The organism is Furfurilactobacillus curtus (assembly GCF_054657915.1).
In genome coordinates this window covers 184983-196676 of sequence record NZ_BAAHXU010000001.1, presented here as the reverse complement: position 1 = coordinate 196676, position 11694 = coordinate 184983, and the positions used below count along the sequence as shown (strand labels likewise).

Sequence of the window (11694 nt, the reverse complement as noted above, 5' to 3'; positions counted from 1 at the left end):
ACTTTTTAATTTCATTTCTAATTATGAAAAATCGGATGTGGTTTGTTCAAAAAATAATGAAGCGCCTGAAATCCACCTAGTGCACTACTTTTATGGTAGGCTTGTTCTAATACATCAGGAGGCTTGTGCCATGGTTCAACGTCAAACATTAATTTCTTTTATTCAACCCCCGGTTAGTTTGTCTAGTTCAAACATGCCAAACTATGTGGATGGTACGTACGACTTATTGGTAACTTTAGCCGATCATGATCATTGGGATGAAGCAGCTATTGCCGCGCTAGCCAAACAGATTGCGCATCAAGTTAACGATACCAATCTCACAACTCAATTTGACACGTGGCGTGCTGCTAGCGTTCAGACTGGCAGCCCCTTGTTCTCGCAACTATTCGCGGCTAGTACCCTTTCCGCTGCTGATAAATTAGGGCACGTCTTGACCACGCTTGGGGCTCACTTAAGCCAAACCACAGGCGATTTAATCTTGGATCGTGACTTTGCTGAACAGTTGGCACCCAACGACGCTTTTTGGGATCAATTAGCGCAAACGGTTCGTACGGCGTTTCCTAATGGATTAGCACTAGATGATTCAAATACGCGAATCGTACATCAACTGCGTTATTACATCGATGCGCATAATGTGGCCTATATTCGACAAAATTTTCAACAAACTGGTCAAACTGACTTAGAGGCACTGATTAATTTTGATCGAGATGCGCGACGACACGGTCAAGCTAGTAGTCAAGCAAGTTCATCACGACTACACAATAAGGTGCCTGAAATGTTAGCCCGCGGTGTTTTACCGGCGTTGCCTACCGCTAACTTTAAACGTTTAGTCAACTTTCACAGTGAATTCATCATTACGCCAGTTCCCATCCCAACTTTTTTGGTTATTCCATTGGCACAATTAGCGACCGTCACTGACGTTCCCAATTATGTTCGTAACTTAACGATTGAGGAGCGAAACGCCATCATCAATGGTGCCTCATTTAATTATGCGGACCGTAATGATTACGGGCAAACTGATAGTATCCATGAACTATTTGACGTTCACTATGGTGACAATGATCCAATGGTTCGTCGTTTAGCCATGAAGCCTTACACTGCTCCGCGTAGTGAACCTGCTGCAATCACGCTATTACAACAGCAATACGATGCCGCCGTTGAACAATCCAACAATTAAATCACCATCCCAAGCATTTCACCGCTTTGTCATACTCATTGACGAAGCGGATTTTTTTGCTGTTTATATTTTTAAGACAGTCCCCCCTTGACAAAGGGGAACATACGTTTGTATCATCAAGACATACTTATGTCGAAGTGAGGTGATCTTAATGTACGAAACGTATGATTACGATGATCAAAACGAGCCCCACGGCGTCTTCTTTTTGATTGACAACAAATCCTTTTATGCCAGTGTTGAAGCTTCTATGCGTGATTTAGACCCTTTGATCACGTGCTTAGTGGTTATGAGTGAGCAGGCTAACACAAATGGCGGGTTGATTTTGGCAACTTCTCCGGAAGCTAAACGCCGCTATGGGCTAAAGGCCAATGTTTCTCGCCAACGGGATTTACCGCAAGATGAAGACATTCTCGTCGTTCCCCCGCGAATGAATTTATACATCAAACGTAATTTACAAATCAATAATATTTATCGACGCTTTGTAGCTGATGAGGATTTGTGGCCCTATTCCATTGATGAATCAATTTTAGATTTAACCCACTCTTGGCGTTTATTTGGTGACCAACCCTTGGCGGTCGCTCATATGATCCAAGATACTATTCGGCGCGAACTGGGACTTTATGTGACTGTTGGGATCGGTGAAAACCCGATTCAAGCCAAATTAGCCCTAGACCTGTATGCCAAACACGCGCCTGATCTAATTGGTGAAATTCGATATCAGACAGTTCCTGAAAAAATTTGGCCGATCACTAAACTTGACGCTGTTTGGAGCATTGGCAGGCGCACTGCACAACACCTTAAGCGAATGGACATTCATTCCATGGTCGAGCTTGCTCATTACAATCCTTATGCCTTAAAGGCTGAACTAGGGATGATCGGAACACAATTGTTTGCCTTGTCTTGGGGAATCGATCGATCACAATTACGGCAACTTGTCCCTGTCCATGAAGCCAGTATCGGCAACTCCCAGGTTCTCCCACGTGACTATAATAATCAGTATGAAATCGAAACCGTCATTAAAGAAATCGGTGAACAAGTAGGGGCACGGTTACGCCACCATCACCAGCTCGCTGGTTGCATCACCCTTAGCGTCGGTTTTTCTTATGCAGCTAGTAAAACGGATGGACGTGACGGTTTTCACCAAGCGATTCGGATTGAACCAACCGACCATAATCAGTCATTGGTCGCGGCGTTATTAACCGCATTTCACAATCACTGGGCAGGACAAACGATTCGTAATGTTGCGGTTTATACCAGCAGCTTACGTCCAAACACTGGCCAACAGCTTGATTTGTTTGTCGATCCTCAGCGTCAACAAAAAAATGAACAGTTTGAAGCCATGGTAGATTATCTGCGTGAACGTTTTGGATTTCGGTCCGCAATCTTTGCCCGCAGCACGTTACCTGGTGGAACAGCGATTAATCGTACGACACTGGTAGGTGGCCATAATGGAGGGAATGCTTATGACTAATGATCTCAACCTTATCTGTAACCGTATTGACGCCCTATTTGTCCGTGCACCACGGGTTCGCTACTGGTTGCTTATCGTCGATGATGCTTATGATCAAACTTACAATTTCTTTTTTGAATCACGCCAAAAAGCGCATCGTACCCGATCTACACCATTGCATACAATCGAACGGCATGATTTAGGCTACCTAGAAACCATCATCAATGGTGTTCAACAACATACGCAACTTACGCAACATTTTAAAGGTTTTACTGGTCAGCGCTGGCCACGTTCCCAGCGAATTATTCAACGAAAGAAAGATGCCGATGAAGAACGAACCTTATAAATATGATCCTAAAGTTGTTCAAGCTTTCTTTGATCATGATTATGTCGATCGTGGCATGCTTAAATGGCAAGGATATTATCTTTCTGATCATACAAGTGCCCTCAAAAAAGAGGCTGCGATTAAGCATGAACACCACCTTGCCAAGCCACAACAAAGCACCATGACCATTACGAAAATCTTGGCACAAGCATTTACTAAACACCAGCATGTCAGCATTCAATGCCTCTCCCACCGTAGCGATGGTCAACTCATGGCTGATATCACGGGAGCTGTACTTGGCTATCAAGAAAATAATGTCTATTTAAGTCATAAGCAAAGCGTCGCCATTAGTGAAATCCGTCATATCGAAATTTTACCCAGGGACGAATAGCACGACATACTTATACTAAGAACCGCATCACATTAACCTGATTGCAACGTCCAAAATTTTTAATGCATCAAAGCACTAAAGAAAGCGCTTGCAATATTAGTCATCGTAATGTACCATGATGCTCATGAATGTTATGTTATATTTATCGATGAAAGGTGATATGTGATGAAACAAATCTATGCGTTTGCTGAAGGAAATCGTTCAATGCGTGATTTATTAGGCGGTAAAGGTGCTAACCTGGCCGAGATGACTAATTTGGGGCTGCCAGTTCCTAGTGGCTTTACCATCACCACCGCCGCCTGCCACGACTTTCAGGCTCATCATCAACTAACGTCTAGTCTCTTGCATGATCTGGACCAAGCCTTAATTGATTTAAGTCAACTTACTGAAAAAAAATTCGACAGTACGACGAACCCGTTACTTGTTTCTGTACGCTCAGGAGCCCCCATCTCAATGCCAGGAATGATGGATACGATTTTAAATATCGGTTTAAACGACCAAACCGTCATTGCGCTAGCCCGTTTAACAAATAATGAGCGGTTCGCTTATGATAGTTATCGACGGCTACTGGCGATGTTTGGCAATGTTGTTTATGGTATTGCCGAATCTGCCTTTGATGATATCTTAACCAAAATCAAACAACAGCAACATTACCAATCTGATTTAGATCTCACAGCTGCTGACTTAAAGACGATCGTAACTGAATTTAAAGCCCTCTATGAACAATCGACAGTTGGTCGTTTCCCTCAGGACCCACATGAACAGATCTTAACGGCCATCACCGCTGTCTTTGATTCATGGCATAATCATCGGGCGGAAGTTTATCGTCAAGAAAATAATATTCCTGATACGCTAGGAACAGCGGTTAATATTCAAGAAATGGTTTTCGGAAATATTGGTGACCGTTCTGGTACTGGCGTCGCTTTCACGCGTAATCCGGCCACTGGGGCCAACGTTTTGTTTGGCGAATATCTCCTTAATGCCCAAGGCGAAGATGTCGTCTCTGGTATTCGAACTCCGCAACCATTGAATACCTTGGCAGAAACTCTGCCCCACCTATACGATCAATTACAAGACATTTCCAATACTCTTGAGACTCACTATCGCGATATGCAAGATGTCGAATTCACCATTGAAAATGGTCGGCTGTTCATGCTTCAAGCTCGCAACGGGAAACGAACCCCGGCTGCCGCGGTGAAAATTGTCGTTGATTTTGTCAAAGAAGGTCTGATTAGCCAAAATGAGGCGCTCATGCGAATTCAACCAGAGTTAGTCAATAGCATGCTCCACGCATCCTTCGAAGCACAGTCACTCTTTGATCATGAAATTATCGCTACTGGACTTCCCGCCTCACCTGGAGCTGCCAGTGGTCAAGTCTATTTCACTGCTGCTGCTGCCAAAGAGGCCCATGACAATGCCCATCAACATGTAATCTTAATGCGTCAAGATACCTCGCCTGAAGATATTGATGGCATGGTAGTCAGTGAAGCAATTGTCACGGCGCGAGGCGGCATGACGTCACATGCGGCCGTTGTTGCTCGTGGTATGGGCGCCACTAGCATCGTTGGTGCTAGTGCGTTACAAATTGACGAGATCCAAAAGGTTGCTCACGTCAATGGGTTGACAATCGATGAAGGTGATTGGGTCTCAGTCGATGGGACCGCGGGAAACTTATATCTAGATCAACTTCCAACGACCGAGGCCGCCATAGATGAAAATCTAGCACAATTATTGGTTTGGGCCAAAGCCACTGCCAAACTTGGGGTTTACACCAATGCTGATACACCAGCTGATTTCAAAAAAGCTTTGGCCTTTGATGCAGATGGGATCGGATTGACCCGAACAGAGCATATGTTCTTCAAACCTGAGCGATTACTCCAAATGCGCCGATTAATTATTGCTGAAGACGCTGCTGGCCGTAAAGATCCGCTCGCAAAATTATTAGACATGCAACAGAATGATTTTTATGAACTATATCAGTTGGCCAACGGAAAATCAGTGACAATTCGGCTTCTCGATCCACCATTACATGAATTTTTACCTCATGATGAGGTCGAACTCCATCAAGTTGCTAATCAACTCGAAATTGATCCCGAACAATTACGTGCTCGCGTCACATCTTTAAAAGAAGCTAATCCAATGCTGGGTCATCGTGGAGATCGTCTAGCCGTGACATTTCCTGATATTTATCAAATGCAAATCCAAGCCATTATGAATGCCGTCATTCGTCTGCATCAAGAGGGTCTTATCGTCAATCCACACATCATGATTCCACTAACTGATTCGAAAACTGAATTGGCATGGGTTCGTCAACTCGTGGTTGACCAAATCGATGCTGCCTTGGCCGACCAACATTGGACCGTCGACTACACTGTTGGCACCATGATGGAAATGCCACGAGCTTGTGTAACGGCCGACCAAGTTGCCGAAGCTGCGGACTTCTTTAGCTTTGGAACTAACGACTTAACTCAACTAACTTTCGGATATTCTCGCGATGATATTGGCTCTTTCTTGCCCGCCTATCTAGAACAAGGCATTCTACCGGCAGATCCGTTCCAAACAATTGATGTCGACGGTGTTGGTGCTTTGATGCAACTAGCTGTGGATGGTGGACGCAAAACGAAACCTGACTTACCAATCGGTGTTTGCGGCGAAGTCGGTGGTGATCCTGCTTCGATCAACTTCTTTGAGCAGCTTGGCGTAACCTACGTTTCTTGTTCACCTTATCGTGTTCCAGTCGCGCGTTTAGCTGCTGCCCAAGCGCATCTGCGCGCAATTGAGCCAACCTTACAAACCATCTAAACCAATTACTTCATGCTTAAAACGACTCGGCTACCTCAATCTAAAGGTAACCAAGTCGTTTTTAAGTTAAATATAACGTCATATTGAGAAACAACCAATAACCGCCTATAATAACAGTAGTGACAAATAAATAATCGGAGAAAACAGCATGAATTTTACGAATCGGCAAAAAGCCATTATTCAAATGTTAAAAGAAAACAGCCCACTCACCGGAGAAACCATCGCAGATCGTTTAAATTTAGCTGTACCCACCATTCGCGGCGATCTTCGGCTATTGACAGCGGTTGGAGAACTCACCGCTAAACCTAAAGTTGGTTACATGTATTCTGGTCAACAAATGGCCAAATTGCAATATCATGATCTATACGAAACACAAATCGCTAATATTCTCTTACCAGCAACTGAAATACAAGCCGATACAACACTCCAAGAAGCTGTCAGCAAGCTATTCTTGCAAGATGTCGGGTCATTGTACGTTGTGGACAATAAGCATCACCTTCAAGGACTCATTTCGCGAAAGGATTTACTGCGTGCCAGCCTTAATAATGCGGATTCTGATGCTATGCTGGCTAGCATGATCATGACCCGCATGCCTAACGTTATCACCGTAACACCACAGACATCAATTATTCATGTCGGTAACTTACTGCTAACACACAAAGTCGACTCACTACCCGTTGTTAATCCGGATGATCAAACACAAGTTGTCGGTAAAATTACTAAGAATCGGATTTTCCAACGGTTTATGGAAATTGGTAACGAGGTTAATCGATAAAGCATTATTTGAGAAAATTGCAGTTTTTTTCGAAACGCTGCTGACATAATTTTGACGCTATGCTAAACTATATAAGTTGAAAGTTTGCGGGTGTAGTTTAGTGGTAAAATCCAAGCTTCCCAAGCTTGTGTCGCGAGTCCGATTCTCGTCACCCGCTTTTTTGTATCATTTAATCATGCTGTGTAAAAAGCACTTCTTAAATGAAGTGCTTTTTGTTTGGCTTTTCTGTTTAAAAGACGAGTGCTGGGGACAGATAACTAATCTAGCTCTCAACCTTCAACCATGGTTGCCGGCTTCTCTCACTAACATTAAACTAACAAATTGACTTGTGAACGTGTTTATCCAGAGGTGTTTTTTTGACTAAAAATCGTTTAGAAACTTTTACCGATGGTGTTTTGGCCATTGTCCTAACCATTTTAGTGCTAGAACTTCATTTACCAAACACTGATCACTCTTTGAATGCCCTAATTGCCCTAGCGCCTCAATTTTTTGCTTATATCTTCTCATTCATCTTAATTTCGACGATGTGGGTCAACCATCATTATTTATTTTTAAAAGTGGCCTCAATTACAAATATAACCCTTTGGCTTAACATTAACTTGCTATTTTGGTCATCAATTTTACCAGCCACGACAGCTTGGGTGGGCTCCGACATTAATGCCCACGTGCCGGCAACTTTATACGCAGTTAACATTGTCTGTTATAATGTTTCATTTGGTCTACTTCGAGAACACATTTCTCGCCATGCTAATCTAATTAAGTCCCGCACCTCTCTAGAGTGGCTTTCCTTAGCAATCAACTTGTTATCACTTGCCATTACTTTGTGGTGGCCGCCTTTTGTCTTTATTGGTTTAATTTCAAATGTTTTATTATGGACTTTTCCTCATTTCATCACCCACGAAAAGTAATGCAAACGTTATTTTAACGGACTGATTTGTCTCTAATGTCCCAACTTTTATTTTCCTTAAGTCATTCACTGTGCTACACTTAATCAGTCCTGAACTTATCCGTTTGGGATCATTCCAGGCGATCACTTCGGTGGTCGTCTTTATTTTTGCCCATAAATGACGACACTTTATCCTTTTCAAACGCTAACTAGTCAGCCATATTCAAGGCCACTCAGTTGGTTGAAACTACCGAATGAGATGACAATCGTAGCAACCAAACGCCATCAGATCGATCATTGATTTTAATATCGACTGGCTCGTTGTGTGAAGTAGTAGTAACTGCATAAACCAGCATAGATTAAAGCAGTTATCCCAGTCACAATGATACTCGTTGAAAACAAGATACCGAAAAAAACTAATACCAGTGAGATTAAGGCAAAGTAGGAGGTCAGCGGGTAAAAACTGACATGGTAGGTGGTCGCATCAAAAGCCACCTGTCGACTACGGATATGACCAAGACACAAAAGAATCCAGATCACGAGAATGGTGTAACTGATTGAGCCAACGAGATCATTAAATAAATCATTACCAATAAAAAACGATAGCATTACCCCAAAAAATAGCGATCCTGAGCAAACTAGAACAGACATATATGGTACAGAATGCTTGTTTAGACGGACTAACGCTTTGGTTATCGATGTTTGCCGCCGATTGCGCTGATTTTGAACAAACAGCAACCGTGAAGCAGAATAAATACCAGAATTAATCGACGAAATCAGCGCTAAGATAATCACAAAATTAACGATATCACCAGCATATGGGACGTTTAATAACCTAAACACTGCCACAAACGGGCTCACCTTGTCGGTCAATTGATCCCACGGAAATAAGGTAACAATGATAAAAAATGGAATCAAGTAAAAGGAAATGATGCGAAACATAATCCCATGTACCGCCCGAGGAATTACCTTTTGTGGGTCCTGCACCTCCCCTAAAGTGATCCCAATCAGCTCAGAACCAGCAAACGAATAAATCACAATCAACATCGCGCTTAAAAAGCCAAAACTACCATGAGGAAAGAAGCCACCATGTATGGTCAGATTGGCAAAAGCATGTTGTGTTGTCATCATATTGTGACCAATCAAGAATAATCCTGTGACAATAAAAAATACGATAACAGTAATTTTCATAATGGCTAACCAATATTCCGTTTCAGCGAACCAGCGCACGGATAGTAAATTAACCCCCGAAATTATCACAGCAACCACTAAGACAATCAACCATGTCGATAACTGGGGCCACCAAATTTGGATAAAACTGGCTGCCGCAATCGCTTCGGCCGTAATGTCTAAGAACCACATGGTAAAGTAAGCCCAATCAATTAAATAGGCTGCAAAGGGCCCGAGGATTGGGGCTAATAGTCCCGAAAATCCGGTTGCTCCTGGGTTATTTGCCGCCATTTCAGCCATGCCTTGCATGATAAAAAGTAAGATCAGGCCACCTAACAGATAGGACAAGATAACGGACGGCCCGGCCGTATGTACAGCGCTGGCACTTCCTTTGAACAGCCCTGCCCCAATTGCACCACCCAATGCCAGCATTGTGATGTGGCGGCTGGTTAGGGTACGTTTCAGTTGTGTCTGCGTTGTTTTGGCCATAAAAAGACCCCTTTCCTAATGGTTGATAAAAAGAAAACGTCCTCAGAATCAAATTAGATTCCAAGGACGTTTTTGGACGTGGTACCACCTTAGTTTGAATGACGAGTCATTCCTCCCAACCACGCCTCTAAACGTAGCTGGTGCCAAGATAGCGGATGGCGCCCGGTGACTCTCGTAAAAGCCACGCACTCATTAAACCTTTAACTAAGCGGTCACGATGTCCTTTCATCTGACGACACTCGCTGAACGCAACGACTTAGCGACTCTGTTTAACCAGGTTAGCAACAATGTTTGTGTTGTGCTGATATTATAATACAATGAGATTTGTGTCAACTAGATTCTCATTTTAATTTTAATAAAAGGCGATAAAAAAGCTTCATTGCCAGTAATTAACCGCAATGAAGCAATCGAAACATCTTTAATAAATGATTAGGCGTTATCCTGATCAGGATCGTCATCATCTTCGGCAGGTTCAGGAACCGGCGCAGCTTTGATCACCTTAATCGCATCTTTTTTCACAACAGCTCGTCGATTCATTTCGCTGACCGTCATGCTATCCCCATCGTTGTAATCATCGATTAGGACCAATGCTGAATTTTCGTAAACTTTCTCCAGCTCACCACCAAAGTCGTGTTCAAACGGTCCAAATTTCTTCGCCGTAACAACATCACCAACATGTAATTCAGCCATTCATTTCACCCCTAGCCCGCTTAGCCGTTCTTCACAGTAGCTGCGGTTATTATCGTACATACGAGTGTGTATCGTACCAAAGATAGCTTAATATTTCAACTATCGTGTTCAGGTATCGCTGATGTTTGCACCCGTTCAGTTTGTTTCGCAGCTTCGTTTTGATCATGCATGTATTGCAAGTTGTGTAACTGCCGAATAGCACGCATATATGAAGGAATTAGGACTAAACATGAGCCTAACCAAGCCAACGGTTCAGCAGAAACGGCTCCTGCATAGCCCAATGGACCCACTAAAAAGAAGGCTGTCGCTGTCCGCATCACCAATTCAGCGATCCCTGCAAATGTCGGCATTGCTTGTTGTCCAACACCCTGCAAAGTATTTCGAATAATAAACAGCACGGATAATAACACATAACTGCTGGCAATCACATTAAAGTAAGTTTGTGATAAATGTAAAACCTGTTCATCGTGGCCATTAATGAATAAACCGACTAACCAACGCCCAAAAACAATTTCACCGGCCCCCACTACAATGGCAAATGTTCCCGACAAAATCAATGTCTGACGCACTCCTTTGATAATCCGTTCATACTGCCCAGCCCCCATATTCTGCGCGGCAAAGGTTGCCATCGTTACACCGAACGAAGCCATTGGCATCGTTGCGATTTGGTCGATTTTACTTGCTGCTGTTGAAGAAGCCACTGAAGCCGTTCCTAAACTATTTAACGCGGCTTGCATAACGATCGCTCCAATTGCGATAATCGACATTTGAAAACCCATCGGTAGTCCCGTCGCAATATGAGTGCCCAATTGAGATAATCCCGCACGTAGATCCTGCCGTGTAATTTGTAAGAGCGGTACTTGACGGACAATGTAACCAATACATAAGCCACTCGCAATTAACTGGGAAATCACTGTCGCATAACCAGCTCCTGCAACCCCCAAATGGAGGCCGAGGATAAAAATTAATTCCAAGACAACGTTGATAACTGTCCCTGCAATTAAAAAATATAGTGGTGTCCGCGAATCACCTAAACTTCGAATCATGTTTGATAACAAGTTAAAGGCCACTGACGCAAAAATCCCAGCGAAAATAATTGAAATAAATGTTTGTGCATCTGCATAGATGGCGCTCGGTGTCTGCATCAGGTGAAGAATTGGATGCACGAACGCTAACGACAAAACTGTCAAAATAATGGTCACAAATAAGCTGATCCAAATACTTGCCGCGAAACTCTCGCGGACGCCTTTTGTATCACGAGCGCCAAATCGCTGAGCCGTTACGATTGAGAGACCAGCCGTCAAACCTTGAGCGAATCCGATGATCAGAAAACTGATCGAGCCAGTTGACCCCACCGCGGCAAGTGCATTGACACCTAATGTCTGCCCGACCACTAAAGTATCAGAAATATTATAAAGTTGCTGAAATAGATTTCCGATTAATAATGGCATAGTGAATAAGAAAATTAATTTCAGCGGCTTCCCGCTGGTTAGGTCTTGCATAGGCCGCCTCCCAATCTCTCAATAATTAAATCACGAT

10 protein-coding genes and 1 tRNA gene are annotated in these 11694 nt (G+C 43.3%); 8 read left to right on the top strand and 3 right to left on the bottom strand.

The features are described 5' to 3' along the window. The first annotated feature begins 130 nt into the window (after window positions 1-130). From ACYQ0Y_RS01140 to ACYQ0Y_RS01105, 8 genes are all read left to right on the top strand, one after another. Window positions 131-1177 (top strand): DUF3114 domain-containing protein, encoded by a 1047-nt coding sequence (locus ACYQ0Y_RS01140; RefSeq protein WP_407882196.1) that lies wholly within the window; start codon window positions 131-133, stop codon window positions 1175-1177. A gap of 151 nt (window positions 1178-1328) precedes the next feature. After that, window positions 1329-2648, top strand: coding sequence for a Y-family DNA polymerase (locus ACYQ0Y_RS01135; protein ID WP_407882195.1), 1320 nt, complete (start codon window positions 1329-1331; stop codon window positions 2646-2648). After that, window positions 2641-2973, top strand: coding sequence for an acetyl-CoA carboxylase (locus tag ACYQ0Y_RS01130; RefSeq protein WP_407882194.1), 333 nt, complete (start codon window positions 2641-2643; stop codon window positions 2971-2973). The genes ACYQ0Y_RS01135 and ACYQ0Y_RS01130 overlap by 8 nt, the downstream gene beginning before the upstream one ends. Further along, window positions 2954-3343, top strand: coding sequence for a hypothetical protein (locus ACYQ0Y_RS01125; protein WP_407882193.1), 390 nt, complete (start codon window positions 2954-2956; stop codon window positions 3341-3343). The genes ACYQ0Y_RS01130 and ACYQ0Y_RS01125 overlap by 20 nt, the downstream gene beginning before the upstream one ends. Before the next feature lie 165 nt (window positions 3344-3508). Then, window positions 3509-6145 carry a pyruvate, phosphate dikinase gene (gene ppdK, locus ACYQ0Y_RS01120; RefSeq protein ID WP_407882192.1) on the top strand — a complete coding sequence of 879 codons (2637 nt, stop codon included), beginning with the start codon at window positions 3509-3511 and terminating at the stop codon, window positions 6143-6145. A 148-nt stretch (window positions 6146-6293) separates the two neighbouring features. After that, complete coding sequence (locus ACYQ0Y_RS01115) at window positions 6294-6920, top strand: helix-turn-helix transcriptional regulator (RefSeq protein ID WP_407882191.1); 627 nt, start codon at window positions 6294-6296, stop codon at window positions 6918-6920. A gap of 86 nt (window positions 6921-7006) precedes the next feature. After that, a tRNA-Gly gene (locus tag ACYQ0Y_RS01110) sits at window positions 7007-7077 on the top strand. 199 nt (window positions 7078-7276) lie between these two features. Continuing rightward, a complete protein-coding gene (locus tag ACYQ0Y_RS01105) occupies window positions 7277-7828 on the top strand; it encodes a TMEM175 family protein (protein ID WP_407882190.1) in 552 nt (183 codons plus the stop codon). Between the two features lie 281 nt (window positions 7829-8109). Here ACYQ0Y_RS01105 and ACYQ0Y_RS01100 read toward each other — a convergent pair whose 3' ends face one another. From ACYQ0Y_RS01100 to ACYQ0Y_RS01090, 3 genes are all read right to left on the bottom strand, one after another. Then, window positions 8110-9465 (bottom strand): amino acid permease, encoded by a 1356-nt coding sequence (locus ACYQ0Y_RS01100; RefSeq protein WP_407882189.1) that lies wholly within the window; start codon window positions 9463-9465, stop codon window positions 8110-8112. Window positions 9466-9894: 429 nt separating this feature from the next. After that, window positions 9895-10155: a DUF2187 domain-containing protein gene (locus ACYQ0Y_RS01095; protein ID WP_407882188.1), complete on the bottom strand. Its 261-nt coding sequence runs from the start codon at window positions 10153-10155 to the stop codon at window positions 9895-9897. A 95-nt stretch (window positions 10156-10250) separates the two neighbouring features. Further along, window positions 10251-11657, bottom strand: a complete 1407-nt coding sequence (locus ACYQ0Y_RS01090) for an MATE family efflux transporter (protein WP_407882187.1) — start codon at window positions 11655-11657, stop codon at window positions 10251-10253. Window positions 11658-11694: the final 37 nt, after the last annotated feature.

Coding starts and splice junctions, on each gene's coding strand:
- ACYQ0Y_RS01140 (WP_407882196.1), top strand. CDS start 131: ATGGTTCAACGTCAAACATTAATTTCTTTTATTCAACCCCCGGTTAGT.
- ACYQ0Y_RS01095 (WP_407882188.1), bottom strand. CDS start 10,155: ATGGCTGAATTACATGTTGGTGATGTTGTTACGGCGAAGAAATTTGGA.
- ACYQ0Y_RS01130 (WP_407882194.1), top strand. CDS start 2,641: ATGACTAATGATCTCAACCTTATCTGTAACCGTATTGACGCCCTATTT.
- ACYQ0Y_RS01135 (WP_407882195.1), top strand. CDS start 1,329: ATGTACGAAACGTATGATTACGATGATCAAAACGAGCCCCACGGCGTC.
- ACYQ0Y_RS01100 (WP_407882189.1), bottom strand. CDS start 9,465: ATGGCCAAAACAACGCAGACACAACTGAAACGTACCCTAACCAGCCGC.
- ACYQ0Y_RS01115 (WP_407882191.1), top strand. CDS start 6,294: ATGAATTTTACGAATCGGCAAAAAGCCATTATTCAAATGTTAAAAGAA.
- ACYQ0Y_RS01090 (WP_407882187.1), bottom strand. CDS start 11,657: ATGCAAGACCTAACCAGCGGGAAGCCGCTGAAATTAATTTTCTTATTC.
- ACYQ0Y_RS01125 (WP_407882193.1), top strand. CDS start 2,954: ATGAAGAACGAACCTTATAAATATGATCCTAAAGTTGTTCAAGCTTTC.
- ppdK (WP_407882192.1), top strand. CDS start 3,509: ATGAAACAAATCTATGCGTTTGCTGAAGGAAATCGTTCAATGCGTGAT.